This window comes from Clostridium sp. CTA-7, from assembly GCF_054768095.1.
In genome coordinates, this window is the sequence record NZ_BAAAAV010000002.1 from 61,621 (window position 1) to 77,802 (window position 16,182).

Sequence of the window (16,182 nt, forward strand, 5' to 3'; positions counted from 1 at the left end):
ATAACGATATATAACATTAAATTTATTCTTATAATATATTAGCATGAAAAATAAAGAAAATGCATAAAAAATAGAGATAAACTAATTTAACATCAAATTATTGTACTAAATAAAAGTAGCAATAAACTCAGTGTTAGTGTACTATTTAATTAATACACTAACACTGTCGAGAAAGGAGATAAGCTAATGGTACTTGAATTAAATTCAAAGGAGCCCATATATCTTCAAATAATTGCTTATATAAAAAAGAAAATAGTTTCAGGTGAATTAAGAGGGGGAGAGAGAGTCTTGTCAGTAAGAGAATATGCAACTGAATTAAAGGTTAATCCAAATACAGTACAGAAAGTCTATGCAGAGTTGGAAAATCAAAATTTAATATATACTCAAAGAGGAATAGGAAAATTTGTTACGGAAGATGAAAATATAATTAATGATTTAAGACAAGAGCTATTTAATGAAACTATAGATAAATTTATTGAAGACTCTAAAGGACTAGGATTCACAAGAGAAACAATATTAGCAATTATATCAGAACGATATAAGGAGGATATAAATGAGTAATTTATTAGAGGTTAATGATATATACAAAAAAATTAAAGGAAAACAAGTTTTAAATGGACTGAGTTTTAATTTAGAAAAGGGTAAAGTACTAGGAATTATGGGGCCTAATGGCCAAGGAAAAACAACATTATTAAATATAATACAAGGTTTTCTAAAAGTTGATAAAGGAACTATAAAACTTGATGAAATTTCAATAGGAACAGAAACTAAAAAATATATTGCTTTTTTACAAGATAGAAATATTTTTGATAAATCAATGAAAATAAAAGATGCTATAAATTTATACTCAGATTTTTTTAAAGATTTTAATAAAGAAAAAATGAAAAATTATTTAAAGTTCATGGGTTTAGATGAGAATGCAAGAATAAAAGATTTATCAAAAGGAATGAGCGAGAAATTTAGCTTATCTTTAACTCTAAGTAGAAAAGCTAAGTTATATATGTTAGATGAGCCTATATCAGGAGTAGATCCTGTTTCAAGGGAGAAAATTCTTGATGCCATATTAGAAAATTTATCAGAAGAAAGCTCCATGATAATAACAACACATTATATTGGAGAGCTAGAAAGAATTTTTGATGAAGTTGCATTTTTAGGAGAAGGTAAAATAATAGAAAGTGGAGATGCAGAAGAACTAAGAGAAAAATATAAATCATCAATAGATGAAATTTATAGAAAAATATTTGCAGAATAAAAGGGGAAGTGCATATGAATAATGTTTTAAATATTTTAAAATATAATTTCGGAAAATATAATTCAGGAATAAGCAAAATATTATATATTATAGCTTTTATAATTTTATGTTTATTATCCTTTGGAACTTTCATAAAAATACCTTTTATAGGAGAGATTGTTTCAGTAATTAATATTGCAGTTATTTCAACATTTTTAGCTGTTAACCTAATAGTATCAATAATAAAGTTTTCATTACAAATTTCTAAAGAACAGGGGAAACTACTATTTACATTACCAGTTAATTCATGGGAATATATAATCGCTAAATATATAGAATTTACAATCTTACAAGGTAGCATAGTGCTTGTAGTATATATAATATCAATTTTCTCAAGAAATTCTATGGCTAATATAATTAATTTAGTTTCAGCATCAACTGCCTTTGGAACTTTAATTGCATATATTATAATTACGTCATTTATAACAATATTTTCATCATATATTCATAATACAGCATTGTGTGTACTAGCAGTTATATTTTTAGGTGGAATTATCCAAAGTACTGTTGAGATAATTAAATGGATTATAACTGGATCACTTCCATATGTTTATTTAAGAATAGGATCTTTTATAGAAATTGATTTAATATCAACAATGTTGGGAGCGGTATGGCTAGTTGCTATTGTTTCATTATCGGTAAATCATTTAGGCAAAAAATTAGATATTAGATAGGGGGAAATAATATGAAAAAAGTTGTAAAAATACTATTGGCTTTATCACTAAGTACAATACTAGCAGGATGTAGCATAAAATTTGGTGTTGAAAGTAGAAAGTCAAGTAATTATGCTGGTAAAAGTATAAATCAAATAGAGTCTATAGAAGGAATAAATAATCTTAATATAAATATAGATGTTAGTAATGTTGATATCAGATATTATGAAGGAAAAGATATAGAGATTTCTGGAGTACTAGGAAATTTATCTAAGGGAATAACGGTAGATAGAAACTCTAGTGAGTTGGATATAAATGAAAGGTCTAATAGAAGTGTAAGCATTAAGAAAGATACAACAAGTAATTTAAAGATTAATATACCCAATAGCTATAATGGAAATATAAAGCTTACATTGGGAGTTGGAGAATATAAAGTAAATGATGTAAAAGCTGATAATATGAAAGTAGAAACAGGTGTAGGTAAATTAAGTATGAGTAATATATCATTTAATAGATTGGATTTAGAAAGTGGTGTTGGAGAAGTTGATATTGATACAAAAGAGAAGACTGGGGAAATAATTATTGATGCAGGAGTCGGAGATATTAATATAAAGCTAGGTAATATAAATGGTAACTTAACATTTGATGGTGGCATGGGGAGTACAAGAATAAGTATTCCACCTGATTCACCAGTAAATATAAAAACAAGTTCTGGACTAGGAGAAAGTAATGTAACTGCAAAGACATCAGGAGAAAATAAGTACATTTTCGATGTTAGTATGGGAATTGGAGAATTAAATATAACAAACTAATTGTTTGCAGGTGAATATCACCTGCATTTTTTATTTTAAAATATAAATACAAATATAAATTTTATTAATTTAATTTGTTATAGTTAATAACTCAATAATACGTTTTATTATTGTCTATTCAAAAGAAAAATGATAAAATGAGAACAAAAGTTCGTTTGAAATATTGAAAATAAAGGTGATAATATGAAAAAAGTTAAGATATTACAAGCTGGAGATTTACATTTTGATACTCCATTTAAGGATTTAAATAAAGAAATATCACTAATAAGCAAAGAAGAGCTTTTAGAGGTATTTAGCAAAATAATTAGCTTATGTTTAGATAATTGTGTTGATATTTTATTATTAACTGGGGATATTTTTGATAACTTAACAGTAAATAAGAAAACATTAGTTTTTATCAAAGACCAATTAAAGAGAATAGATACTATAAAAGTATTTATAGCACCAGGAAATCATGATCCATATAATGAAAAATCATTTTATAAAATGGTAGATTGGCCTAGTAATGTACACATTTTTAAGGGAAATGTTGAAAAAGTATTTTTAGATAATTTAGGTGTAGTTATATGGGGAGCAGCATTTAATTCCCATCATATCCAAAAAAGTATGCTTAAAAATATAGAGGTTGATGATAAGCTTATAAATATTATGACTATTCATGGAGACATATCTAATAATGATGAAGGAAATGAGTATAATCCAATAACTTTAAGGGATATAGAAAATAGTAAATTAGATTACATAGCAATAGGACATAGACATAATTACAGTGGTATATTAAGAGAAAAAAATACTTGTTATGCATATTCAGGATGTCCACAAGGAAGAGGATTCGATGAACTTGGAGATAAAGGAGTAATAGTTGGGGAAGTATCCAAAGAAACTGTAGACTTGAGGTTTATTAAAACATCTAAAAGAAATTACTATGTAATAGAGATTGATATAAGTAATTCTATTAGCTACGAGGAAATTAAAGATAAAATACTAGTCTCTATAAATAAAGAAGAAAGAAATAACAATTTATATAAAATTATTTTAAAAGGAGAAATAGAATCATACATAAAATTAAATGAAAATGTGATACTTGAAAAAGTAAAAGATTACTTTTATTTTGTAAAAATAGTAGATAATACAGAAGTTAAATTAGATTTTGATAAAATATCAAAGGATTATTCAATTAAAGGTGTTTATGCAAAGAAACTTCTAGAGAAATTAGAGGATGATAATTATGACGATGAAATTGTAAAAATGGCTTTGAAAATAGGAATACAATGCCTATCTGATGAGGAAGTGAATTTAAATGATTATAAATAAAATACATATAATATCTTTTGCTGGGTTAAAGGATAAAATAATAGATTTAACTGATGGAATAAATTTAATATATGGTGAAAATGAAAAGGGAAAAAGTACAATTCAAAACTTTATAAGAATTTGGTTATATGGAATGAATTCTAAAAGGCGTAGAGATATTAAAAATAATGATAGAGTTAGATACATGCCTATCGATGGGGATAAAATAAGAGGAGAACTATATGTTTTTCATAATGGAAGAAAATATATTATAAGAAGAAGCTTTGGAACAACTAAAAAAGAAGATATAGCAGAAGTTTTAGATGCAGAATCAGGGGAAGTAGTTTTAAATATACCAAATGATGAACCAGGAAAATATTTTTTTAATGTAAACTCATCAACTTTTGTAAAAACCTTATTTATAGGTCAATTAGGAGTATCCATATCTAAAGATAAGGAAGAAGAAATAATAGATAAAGCTGCTAATCTATTAGGAAGTGGAGAAGAAAAGGTATCAGTACAAAAGGCTTTAGAAAAATTAGAAGTTATAAAGAAGTCTCTAACTACTTCAAGGAAAACAGGGGAATTAGATTTACTTAGAAATAAATATAATTCATTAATTGAAGAAAGATATGAAGGATATAAACTATCGGAAGATAACATAGAAAAAGAACAAAGATTAATAAACTTAAAAGAAAAAAGAGAAGAGTTAAGAAAAGAACTTAAAAATTTAGATATATATAAGAAATATATGAAAAAAATAAAGCTTCAAAAGGAATATGAAGAAATAACTGAGTATTTAAAGAAGAGAGAGGAACTAATAAAGAAAGAAAGATACATTGAGGAGAGTATTTCCTCAAAAAATGGAGTAATAGATGAAGGATTATTAAATGATATAAAAGACGAAAATTCCTTATATCTTAGTATCCTAGACATGTATAAGGAAGCAGAAGAAAAATTAATTAATAGTAAAGAGATTTATATAATAAAGAAAAATGAGTTTAAGGATATATTTTTTATAGATGATTTATCTATTGAAGATAAAAATAAATTTATAAAATCTGTTATGGAGCAGGAAACTTTAAATGAGAAAATAAAAAGCCATGATTCTTTAGTCGATGATATAAATATAATAAAGAATGATATACAAAAAAAGAAAGAATTTATAGGAAGTTCAATAAAGTTTAATGAAATAAGAGAAGAAGTTGGGAATCTATTAGAAAAATACGAAGACAAATTAAAAGAGCTTAAGTTTAAAGTTGAACATTATTCACATAGTTCAAAGGATGAAAATATTAGTAATAAAACTGATAATAGATATAAGTATATAAATATTTTCATTGCTATAGTATCTATTTTATTAACATTAACTATTATTAAAAATAACTTACTTTTAATAATACCTTTATTTAGTCTATTAATATTTTTAATCTTCAAATTCATAACTCTAAAAATAGCAAAAAAGTCTACTGGCAAATTAAATAGTAATATATTTAGCATAGATAAATTAGAAGAAGCTATAAATGAAATTGAAAAAGAAATATTTAGATATACAAAGGTAGTAGGGGCAACTTCATATGAAGATTTTATTAGAAAGATAAAACTTTTTGATGAATTTACTTTATACGAAGAAAAGCAAAATATAAAAATAAATGAAAAAGAAATTCAATTATCCTTAATAGATATAAAGGCTATAAAAAATAATTATAGAATTAATGAGGAGTATATAAATCACATATTAGATTTAGCTCAAACATCAGATGTAAATCAAGTAATATGTATGTTATCGGAATATGAAAAAGTTAGTAAAGAAATTTTATCAATAAAAATAGATATAGAAAAGGAAGAAGAGTCAATAAAAAAATTAGAAAAAGAACTGGCTATAAGAGAAAAAAGAATTAGGGAAAAGCTAGAATTTATTGGTTTAGAAGATATAGGTTTATTTAGTTTAGAAGAAAAATTACTAGATCTGAAAGAAAAAATAAATCAAAGGCATGAAATAATAAGAAGTTTAAAAAGCATAGAAGAAACCTATAAAGCATTAACTAAAGATAAGGATATAGAAACAATAAAAGAAGACTTAAAAGATATAATAAATGAAAATATAAATTATACTTATTCTTCAGAAGAAGAGATAGATAAACAAGTATCATTGAAATCAAATGAATTAATTGAAGCTGAAAAGACTATAAAAGATGTAGAAAATGATATAAATAATAGGTTTATAGGAAAAAGATTTATACCACAAATTGAAGAAGATATAGAAGAGGTTAAAGAAAATATTAATAAACTTGAGATTAAACTGAAAGCAATAGAATTAGCTATAGAAAAAATGAATGAAGCTTTAAGAGAAGTTAGGGGAAATTTCGGAAATATTTTAAACTCTAATGTTATAAGTTATTTTAAGGAGTTAACAGCCGAAAATTATGATGATGTCATGGTTTCGGATTCATATGAGATGAAAGTAAGGAAGGGGACAGAGGTATTACCTGGTGGTATATTAAGCAATGGAGCTAATGATCAACTATACCTATCGTTAAGATTAGCTTTTATATATATGATATATAAAGATATAGAATTTCCAGTTATATTAGATGATGCATTTATTCAATATGATGATAATAGAACGGAAAAAGCAATTGATTTAATAGTTAGATGCAAATTTAAACAACTAATAATATTTACATGCCAAAGAAGAGAGGAAAGTATATTAATAAATAAAAATATAGAAAGTAATTATATTTATTTGTAGTATTGACAATAATAGTATAAGAGTATAGAATTATATCAGTAAATAATGCGAATCATTTGCAAGAAGAGGTGGAAGAATGAAGAAAAAGTTATTAGCTGTAACTCTTATACTAGGAGTTATACTTTCCTTTTCTGGATGTATAAATAAAGGGAATAATGATAATGGAGAAAAATTAAGAGTTGGGGTTACTATAAGTCCTCTTAAGGATTTCACAGAAGCTATAGGGGGAGACAAAGTAGAGGTGTTTTCAATAATCCCTAATGGAAGTGATGCACATAGCTTTGATCCTAAGCCAAAGGATTTAAAGGACTTAATAAACACTGATATGTTTATATATAACGGACTTGGAATGGAAGAATGGATTGATTCTGTTTTAGGAACTATAGAGGGAAAAAACATAAAGGTAGTGGAAGCAAGCCAAGGTATAGATTTTATAAATACATCAGAAGAAGATTTACATAGTGATGAACATGGAGAAGAAGAACATAATCATGGAGGAAAAGATCCTCATGTTTGGTTAAGTTTAGAGGGCGCAACAAAGGAAGCAGAAAATATAAAAAATGCTTTAGTTGAAATAGACCAAAAAAACAAAGAATACTATGAAAAAAATTATCAAAAATTAAAAGAAGATTTCAGTACTCTTCAAGCTGAATATAGAAATAAGTTTTCAGAATTAAAAAATAAGGATTTTGTTACTGGACATGCGGCCTTTGCTTATTTATGTAGAGATTTTGGATTAACTCAAAAAAGTATAGCAGATGTATTTGGAGAAGGAGAGTTAACGCCTAAAAACTTAGAATCTCTTATAAAGTATTGCAGAGAGAATAATGTTAAAGTAGTATTTAACGAGTCAGCAGCAAGTTCAAAAGAATCAGAGACTTTAGCAAAAGAAGTTGGAGCAAAGGTAGAAAAAATATATAGTCTTGAAACTAAAGAAGATGATAAGAGTTATTTAGAAGGTATGAAATATAATTTAGATACTATATATAACTCATTAAAAAAATAATAACATTTAAAAGAGTGGATTTAATTCTACTCTTTTTATAGTATAGAAAATTATAAAATTTCTACTTTAGTAACCTTAAGTGTGGATAGTAGTTTTATGGGACTTGGAGCGAAGTGACAGAGTAAAGAAAATTACTATCCATACTTTTCAATTAGATTAAATATATTTTCATTAGATTAAATATATTTTCATGTGGTAAAATAATGGAATAAGGGTGGTGTAAATATGAGCAAAGCTTTAGAGTTTTATGAAGAACAAATAGAAAAATATAATAAAGATATAAAAGAGTTAAATGGTGATATATCTAAATTTTCTATTTTAAGATTAATTATAGTTATAATGGTAGCTATAACTTCTTATTATTTTTATAGAAAAGAAAATATTATTTATTTAATTTTATCCATATGTATATTCGTGACAATATTTATTTTAGTGGCCTATTATCATAATAGAAAAATAAATAAGAAAAAAGAATGTGAAGTATATGTAAAAGTAAATGAGACTGGAGTTTCTAGAATAAATGGAAGTTTTAAAGATAAAGAAGACAATGGAGAAGAGTTTATAGATGATAAACATGCCTTTATAAATGATTTAGATGTATTTGGCAGAAACTCTCTTTTTCAAATGATAAATTCAACTAAAACCAAATTTGGTAGAATAAAATTATATGAGATGCTAGGCTTGAAAAGGACTCCTAGTAAAGATGATATATTAAAAAAACAAGAGGCAATTAAAGAACTAGGAGATAAAGTTGAGTGGAGACAAAGGTTAGAAGTTAAGTCAACTCTTAAAAAAAGTGGATCAAAAGATATAGATGATCTTTTAAAGTGGGCAAAGACAAGTGGAAATATAAATAAAGCATTTGAAATAGTTCCATATTTATTTATAGGACTTACTATGATCTCTTCATTATTAGTAATTTTAAGAATATTACCAATAAGTTATCTGATATTAATATTCATGATTAACTATCTTGTTGTAAAAATACTTACAAAGGATTTAGTACCAGTAATAAAGTTATTTGATAAACATAAAAAAGACATAGAAGCATACACAAATTTATTAATATTAATAAATCAAGAAAATTTTGATTCTAAACTTTTAAATGAATTAAAATCAAAGTTAAATAGTATTGAAAGTCAAAGTTGTGTTGAGAAAATGAAAGCTCTTAAAAGATTAGTTGATTGGTTAGGTGACAGCTCATCTAATGCATACTATCTATTATTAAATGTAACAGTATTATCTGATATCTTTATATTAAGAAATTTAGAACAATGGAAAAGAGAAAATGGAAAAAATTTAGAAAATTGGCTTAATATAATGGGAGAAATTGAAGCATTGTCAAGTATAGCTAATATTACATTTGACTTTAAGGAATGGAGTTATCCTACAATAAGTAATAGTAATATAATAGAAGGAATAGATATAGGTCATCCTATGCTAGGAAAAAAAGCTGTTGTAAATAGTTTTAAATTAGATTCACAGGCAAAGGTAGCATTAATTACAGGTTCAAATATGTCAGGAAAAAGTACATTCTTAAGAACTATAGGATTAAATTTACTATTAAGTTATATAGGTGCTCCAACTTATAGCGAAAGCTTTAGTTGTGGAATTTTTAGTATATACACATGTATGAGAACAAAGGATAATTTAGAAGAAAGTATATCATCATTTTATGCTGAAATACTAAGAATAAAAATACTTATAGAAGCAGCAAAAAAAGGGGAAAAGGTATTTTTCTTATTAGATGAAATATTTAAAGGAACTAACTCAAAAGATAGGCATGAAGGAGCAAAGGTTCTTATAAATCAATTAGTAAATAATAAATCTGTAGGGATTGTATCAACCCATGATTTAGAATTATGTGATTTAGAGAAAACAAAGGTTTGGTTAAAAAACTATAATTTTCAAGAGTATTATAAGGAAAATAATATAAAATTTGATTACAAACTAAGAGAAGGAAGAAGTAGGACTCAAAATGCAGTTCATTTAATGAAGCTAGCTGGTATTGATTTTAATGATAACTAGAAAAGTGAAAGTAGCAAAGTCTTGCTACTCTTTCTTTTTAAATTTATTCAAGTAAAAATCCCATTTTATAGTGAAAAGTATCAAGAAAAATGGCATAATATACCTATGAGTATAATTGATTGAGGGGTATATCAATGGCGTTTATAATAATTGATTTAGAATTTAATAATTTAGAAGGAATACATAAGTATTATCCAAATATATTTAAGGAATATCCAAATTTAAAGAGTCTAGAACTAGATAACGAGATAATAGAAATAGGTGCGATAAAACTAGACAACTATATGAAACCAATGGAAGAATTCAAAACATATATTAAACCATCTTTAATTACTGTATTAAATCCCAAAATATCTGAAATTACAAATATAAAAGAAAGTGATTTAGAAAATGGAGTAACATTTCAGGATGGTATAGAACAGTTAGCTACTCTTATAGATGAGGGAGATATTATTTGCTCATGGGCGAAGGATGATATTATAGAAATAATAAATAATGCAATATATCATAAATATGATAATTTAAACTGGTTAAAAAATTATCTGGATATACAAGAATATTCAACTAAGATATTAGCTAAAAAGAAGTCTTTAAGCTTGAAAAATGCTCTTGAAGAGTTGAAAATAAAAGTTGATAATGATAAATTGCATGATGCGTTAAATGATGCTATATATACTTCCCTTGTTTTTAAAAGAATATATAACTCAAGAGTATTAAAAAACTATATTATAAAAGATATTTATAATATGCCAGCAGTAGATGTTAAGAACTTAGAAGAATATGAGCTAGATGTAAATAAGATTAAAGAAAAATGTCCAAAGTGCAATATTGATTTACAAATTGAATACAATTTAAGACCTATAAAATGGAGATTTGTTTCAATAGGAAAATGCCCAAAATGCAATAATAAGGTTATTAATGAAGTGATAATAAAAAAGACTTTTACAGGTGAAGAAGTTTACAAGGAAATTTCTACAATTATTAATGAGGTAGAATATATGAATTATAGCTATAGGATGGAAAAGTAGATCATAAATTAATAAACTATTAAATAATTAAAATTTTAAAACAATTACATTATAATTATGATAAAATGTATATGTGATCGAGTTTTAAATTTGATGTATGGGAGAATGATAAAATATGAATATAGCATTTTTTTTAACACCTAAAAATGAAGTTATATATGAATATTTAGATGCAACTATGAGACAAGTTATAGAGAGAATGGAACATCATGGATATACAGCTATTCCTTTAATAGATAAAGAGGGAAAATACGTAGGAACGCTTACTGAAGGTGATTTGCTTTGGAAACTTAAAAGTACACCTGATTTAAATTTTAAAAATACAGAAAATGTAAAAATTATAGATATTCCAAGAAAAAGAAAACATAAGAGTGTTTCAATAAATTCAGATGTAGAAAGTTTAATTTCACTTTCTACAAACCAAAATTTTGTACCAGTAGTAGATGATGAAGGAATATTTATTGGTATAATAAAAAGAAGTGATATAATTAATTATTGCTATGGTGAAATGATAAAAAAGAAAATAGTATAATTTTAAATATAAAGGAGGATTGGTTATGATAATAGTTATTTCTCCTGCAAAAACTTTAGATTTTGAAGAAAAAGATAATAACTTACCAATGAATGAACCAAGATTTTTAGAAAAATCCAAGAAGATAATGAAGGAACTTACTAATTTTGATAGCTATTCTTTAGAAAAGCTTATGAAAATAAGCAGTAAACTAGCAGTATTAAATAAAGAGAGATTTGAAAAATGGACAACTAATTTAGAAACTTCCAAACAAGCATTATTGGCTTTTAGGGGAGATGTATATAGAGGGATGGATGTAGGAAGTTTATCACATTCAGAACTTTTTTATGCAGATGATCATTTAAGAATTCTATCTGGATTATACGGAGTATTAAGACCTTTTGATGGTATTAGTGAATACAGATTAGAAATGGGAACAAAGCTATCTGTAAATAATTTTAAGGATTTATATGAGTTTTGGGGCGATACTTTAGAAGAAAGCATTTTACAGGAGCTAAATACTCATAAAAATAAAACTTTAATAAATTTAGCATCACAAGAGTATTTTAAAGCTATTGAAGGTTTAACTAAAAGTCAAGAAGTAAATGTAGTTACTCCTATATTTAAAGAGTTTAGAGGAGATAAGTACAAGATAATATCTTTAAATGCAAAGAAAGCTAGAGGCATGATGACTAGATATATAATTCAAAATGAAATAGAAGATATTCAAGAGATTAAAAAATTTGACTTAGATGGATATCAATATAATGAAGAGTTATCTACAGAGAAAGAACTTGTATTTACAAGATAATTAACTTAATAAATTAAAAAATATACCCCGCCTTTTTAGGTGGGGTATATTTTTTAAGCTTGTTCATAAGTTTCGACAATAAGATTAAACTCATTTTCATCGGTTATTTCACCAAATTCATCTGATGAAATTCCAGGGTAGTAATATAAGATGAATTTATCATTAGAATCTTGAATGTTTTCTAAGACTATATATAATCTATCATCTTCACAGTTTTCTAATGTGGCTAAAACTTTATATCTACTTGCTTTACCTGTATTATTATTAGTTAAATCTAAAATGAAATCTTTATGGGACCTAACATTTAATTTAGATTTATCACAATTTTTTATATATGAGTTAAATCTACAACCACTGCAACTTTTAAATTTACATTCTTTTATGCAATTTAAACATGAGCATTTGGAACAATTGCTAAACTGATTAAATGCCTCAAGGTTATTTTGTTTATAGTCTGTTAAATTTAATATGGTGTCATCTTTTTTAAAGAAGCTAAATTTTTTATTTCTAGCAGAATACTCTTCATCATTTAACATTTCCATATACTTCTTTAAAATAGGGAGCTTAGAATAATACTTTCTTTTTCTTAAGATACTTTCATCAAGAAAAGGACTGACTTCACTTATTGCATATGTTATATCAGTATAAACTTTTCCAATGCTATCCTTTTCCTTATTTATAAAATCAATAGTATTTGACATTTAATCACCTAATTTAAGTTTTTATATTTTTCAAGTTCTAAATCTAAATCAACAGTATCTAAAGCTTCAAATTCACTATCAAATGTATCAACATCTTTAAGCTCACCTAATCCGTTAGCTAAGGCTTCATGTTTTTGAATTTTTCTTTCTATGCTATCAATTTCGATGGAGTTTGATTTTGTTTGAACATTAGCAAGAACTTCATTAACCTTTTGCGTAGCTTGTGCATTACTATATCTAGCAGCAGCTTCATCTCTATAATTTCTTGTTTTTTCAATTTCTGATTCTAATTCAGCAAGATTTTTCTTAATTGCATCAGCTTGGCTTCTTGCAGTTTCATAACTAGATTTTAAGCTTTCATATTTCTTTTCAGCTTCAATTTTCTTTGCTAAAGCTCTTTTAGCTAAGTCTTCATTATTTTTAGAAAGAGCTAACTTAACTTTATCATCAAAATCTTTTACTTCTAATTGTGAAGCTTCCATTTTCTTTTTTATTTCATGTGCATTACCGATTATTTGAGCAGAGTTTAATTTAGCTGAGTTAAGTTGTTTTTCCATATCCCTAACTTTTTGATCTAGTAATTCTATTGGATTTTCCATTTCGTCTAAAGTAGAATTAACTTTTGATTTAAACATATTTGACATTCTTGTAAAAATACCCATAATGATCCTCCTAAAATTAATATTTTCTATTTTTTAAATAAACCTTTACTACAACAACTATAATTATAAAGATTAGTGCTACGGTAAATATTGATCTAAAAGAGAAACCAGTTCCCCCTCTGCCAAAGCCAAAATGTCTCATAGCAGATAAACCATAGGCCATTTCACCAAAAGATGATCCACCACCATAACTACTTGTTGTGTTCTTATAATCTTTATCTTGGGTGCTTTTGTTTTCATTTGAAGAACTATCTGAACTATCTTTCTTCTCATTATCAGTAGTGCTGAATGAACCAGATGAGAAGTTTTTAGAAGATCCAGATTTTCCTTTATCTACATCGCTAAATGAACCACTCTTATATCCACTTGATGAAGTAGACTTTGAATCTGAACTTTTAGTATCAGTTTTGTTATCACTTGTTTTAGAACTAGTAGAGCTACTAGAATTACTTGTTTTAGAACTACTAGATCCATTACTAAAAGATCCACTTTTAAAAGAGTTTGAAACATTTGATTTTCCACCACTAGACTTAGAAGTGCTGGAGCTAGATTTAGAGCTAGAACTAGATTTAGAGCTAGAGCTAGACTTGGATCCTCCAGAACTTGTAGGTTTAGCTGATACTTCTTTTTTCTCATTATCATTAGTGCTAAATGAACCGGATGAGAAGTTTTTAGAAGATCCAGATTTTCCTTTATCTACATTGCTAAATGAACCACTCTTATATCCACTTGATGAAGTAGATTTTGAATCTGAACTTTTAGTATTAGCTTTGTTATCACTTGTTTTAGAACTAGTAGAACTACTAGAATTACTTGTTTTAGAACTACTAGACCCATTACTAAAAGATCCACTTTTAAAAGAGTTTGAAACATTTGATTTTCCACCACTAGACTTAGAAGTACTGGAACTAGATTTAGAGCTAGAGCTAGATTTGGACCCTCCAGAACTTGTAGGTTTAGCAGATACAGTTATCTCTCCATGAGTAACATTATCAAAAATAGATATTGTATCAATTAGAAAACTAGAAGTTAGAAAAACAAAAGTTAAAATTAAGGTAAATATTAGTTTTGTATTATTCTTTTTTATATATGTCACCTCCAAGAATAAAGATTGTATTTATATATTATAGTAAAAAATGTAATTCCTCAAAACTGATTTAAAGGCAAATTTGGGTAAAAAAATAAGAAATATCTCTTAAAACTTACATTTGCTTTTGAAATCGTAATTATACTTACATTTAAGGATAATATTAAACTTATTAAGAGTTAATACATAACCCTTAAATAGTATTTTCTAAACTACTTAATTTAATAATATACTTAATTATAGCATATTTAAATTCAATAATAGTAATGCTATATTTAATTATCAAAATATTAATAATCTTAAATACTTGTAATCAATATCATATTATTCTAAAATTAATTTATGATACAACAATTTTAAGGAGTGAAATACATGACAAATCAAAATTTTGAAGAAACAATGGGGGATTTATTAAAAGATTTCGATGTTAAAAGAATAAGTACAGGAGATATTTTATCTGGTGAAGTAATCGATGTTAATGATAAAGAAGTTATGGTAAATATCAACTATGCATTCGATGGAATTATTTCTAAGGGGGATTTAACTAATACTGATAAAAATCCAATGGAAGTCGTAAGTAAAGGAGATAAAATAAAAGTATATGTTTTATCACCTAATGATGGAGAGGGATATGTTAAGCTTTCAAGAATAAGAGCTTTAGAAATAGCTGAAAAAGAAGAGATTGAAAAAGCTTTTAATAATGAAGAAAACATAACTGTATATGTTAAGGAAGAAGTTAAGGGTGGATTAGTTTCTTACTACGGAAATATAAGAATATTTATACCAGCTTCATTAGCTTCAAGAGAAAGAATAGAGCTAAGTACATTAGTAGGAAAAGAAATAGAAGTTAGAATTATAGAGTTAGATTTTAAATCAAGAAGAATAGTTGCATCAAAGAGAGTTTTAGAAGATGCTATATATGAAAATAAGAAAAAAGAGTTATGGAAATCAGTTAAATCAGGAGAAAAGAGAACTGGAGTAGTTAAAAAAATAATTAGAGCTGGAGCAATAGTTGATATTGGAGGAATAACTGGCTTAATTCATTTAAATGACTTATCTTGGGGCAGAGTACACAGAGCGGAAGATATAGTTAATGTAGGCGATAAAGTTGAAGTATTTATTGGAGAAGTAGATAGTAAAAATCAAAGAGTATCTTTAATATTAAAAGACATAGATAAAGATCCATGGGAGACAAATGGAGCAAACTTAAAAATAGGAGAAATTTTAGAAGGCAAAGTTGTTAAATTCCTTAACTTTGGAGCATTTGTAGAGTTATTTCCTGGAGTGGAAGGGTTAGCTCATATAAATGAAATATCAGAAGAAAACATAGCTAAACCATCAGATGTATTAAAACTAGGACAAAATATAAAAGTTAAAGTTTTAGATGTTGATAAGGCTAATAAAAAAATATCATTAACTATAAAAGATGCGGAAGAAAAATCAAAGGAATACTTACAATATAATGATTCAGATGAAGGCGTATCCTTAGGGGACTTATTTAAAGGATTATTTGAAAAATAAAGAATTAATTAAAAAACTCCCAAATG

Annotated in this window: 16 protein-coding genes; 13 read left to right on the forward strand and 3 right to left on the reverse strand. The window is 26.0% G+C overall.

All coding sequences use genetic code 11. The features are described from left to right. The first annotated feature begins 186 nt into the window (after positions 1-186). The 11 genes from ACYUEX_RS03300 (at position 187) to yaaA (ending at position 12,185) form a co-directional block, all read left to right on the forward strand. Positions 187-561 carry a GntR family transcriptional regulator gene (locus ACYUEX_RS03300; protein ID WP_460286557.1) on the forward strand — a complete coding sequence of 125 codons (375 nt, stop codon included), beginning with the start codon at positions 187-189 and terminating at the stop codon, positions 559-561. After that, positions 554-1,252 carry an ABC transporter ATP-binding protein gene (locus tag ACYUEX_RS03305; RefSeq protein ID WP_460286558.1) on the forward strand — a complete coding sequence of 233 codons (699 nt, stop codon included), beginning with the start codon at positions 554-556 and terminating at the stop codon, positions 1,250-1,252. Before ACYUEX_RS03300 ends, ACYUEX_RS03305 begins: the two co-directional genes overlap by 8 nt. Positions 1,253-1,266: 14 nt before the next feature. After that, complete coding sequence (locus ACYUEX_RS03310; protein WP_460286559.1) at positions 1,267-1,965, forward strand: hypothetical protein; 699 nt, start codon at positions 1,267-1,269, stop codon at positions 1,963-1,965. An 11-nt stretch (positions 1,966-1,976) separates the two neighbouring features. Continuing rightward, positions 1,977-2,756 carry a DUF4097 family beta strand repeat-containing protein gene (locus tag ACYUEX_RS03315; protein WP_460286560.1) on the forward strand — a complete coding sequence of 260 codons (780 nt, stop codon included), beginning with the start codon at positions 1,977-1,979 and terminating at the stop codon, positions 2,754-2,756. A 183-nt stretch (positions 2,757-2,939) separates the two neighbouring features. Next, positions 2,940-4,070: a metallophosphoesterase family protein gene (locus tag ACYUEX_RS03320; protein WP_460286561.1), complete on the forward strand. Its 1,131-nt coding sequence runs from the start codon at positions 2,940-2,942 to the stop codon at positions 4,068-4,070. Beyond that, positions 4,057-6,801, forward strand: a complete 2,745-nt coding sequence (locus ACYUEX_RS03325) for an ATP-binding protein (RefSeq protein ID WP_460286562.1) — start codon at positions 4,057-4,059, stop codon at positions 6,799-6,801. Before ACYUEX_RS03320 ends, ACYUEX_RS03325 begins: the two co-directional genes overlap by 14 nt. Positions 6,802-6,877: 76 nt before the next feature. Then, positions 6,878-7,807 carry a metal ABC transporter substrate-binding protein gene (locus tag ACYUEX_RS03330; protein ID WP_460286563.1) on the forward strand — a complete coding sequence of 310 codons (930 nt, stop codon included), beginning with the start codon at positions 6,878-6,880 and terminating at the stop codon, positions 7,805-7,807. 225 nt (positions 7,808-8,032) lie between these two features. Next, positions 8,033-9,835: a MutS-related protein gene (locus ACYUEX_RS03335; RefSeq protein WP_460286564.1), complete on the forward strand. Its 1,803-nt coding sequence runs from the start codon at positions 8,033-8,035 to the stop codon at positions 9,833-9,835. A 134-nt stretch (positions 9,836-9,969) separates the two neighbouring features. Then, positions 9,970-10,863, forward strand: coding sequence for a 3'-5' exonuclease (locus tag ACYUEX_RS03340; protein ID WP_460286565.1), 894 nt, complete (start codon positions 9,970-9,972; stop codon positions 10,861-10,863). A 115-nt stretch (positions 10,864-10,978) separates the two neighbouring features. Continuing rightward, a complete protein-coding gene (locus ACYUEX_RS03345) occupies positions 10,979-11,395 on the forward strand; it encodes a CBS domain-containing protein (protein ID WP_411168949.1) in 417 nt (138 codons plus the stop codon). A gap of 25 nt (positions 11,396-11,420) precedes the next feature. Beyond that, a complete protein-coding gene (gene yaaA, locus ACYUEX_RS03350) occupies positions 11,421-12,185 on the forward strand; it encodes a peroxide stress protein YaaA (RefSeq protein ID WP_460286566.1) in 765 nt (254 codons plus the stop codon). Between the two features lie 53 nt (positions 12,186-12,238). Here yaaA and ACYUEX_RS03355 read toward each other — a convergent pair whose 3' ends face one another. The 3 genes from ACYUEX_RS03355 to ACYUEX_RS03365 are packed head-to-tail and all read right to left on the reverse strand — an operon-like array spanning position 12,239 to position 13,711. After that, positions 12,239-12,886: a DUF1292 domain-containing protein gene (locus tag ACYUEX_RS03355; protein WP_460286567.1), complete on the reverse strand. Its 648-nt coding sequence runs from the start codon at positions 12,884-12,886 to the stop codon at positions 12,239-12,241. Between the two features lie 8 nt (positions 12,887-12,894). Continuing rightward, entirely contained in the window at positions 12,895-13,548 is a 654-nt protein-coding gene (locus ACYUEX_RS03360; protein WP_411168946.1) for a PspA/IM30 family protein, read from the reverse strand. A gap of 16 nt (positions 13,549-13,564) precedes the next feature. After that, positions 13,565-13,711: a hypothetical protein gene (locus tag ACYUEX_RS03365; protein WP_460286568.1), complete on the reverse strand. Its 147-nt coding sequence runs from the start codon at positions 13,709-13,711 to the stop codon at positions 13,565-13,567. A gap of 67 nt (positions 13,712-13,778) precedes the next feature. Between ACYUEX_RS03365 and ACYUEX_RS03370 the strand changes: the two genes are divergently transcribed. Together ACYUEX_RS03370 and rpsA are read left to right on the forward strand one after the other, a co-directional pair. Continuing rightward, positions 13,779-14,531: a hypothetical protein gene (locus ACYUEX_RS03370; protein ID WP_460286569.1), complete on the forward strand. Its 753-nt coding sequence runs from the start codon at positions 13,779-13,781 to the stop codon at positions 14,529-14,531. 476 nt (positions 14,532-15,007) lie between these two features. Continuing rightward, positions 15,008-16,156: a 30S ribosomal protein S1 gene (gene rpsA / locus ACYUEX_RS03375; protein ID WP_460286570.1), complete on the forward strand. Its 1,149-nt coding sequence runs from the start codon at positions 15,008-15,010 to the stop codon at positions 16,154-16,156. Positions 16,157-16,182 lie beyond the last annotated feature (26 nt).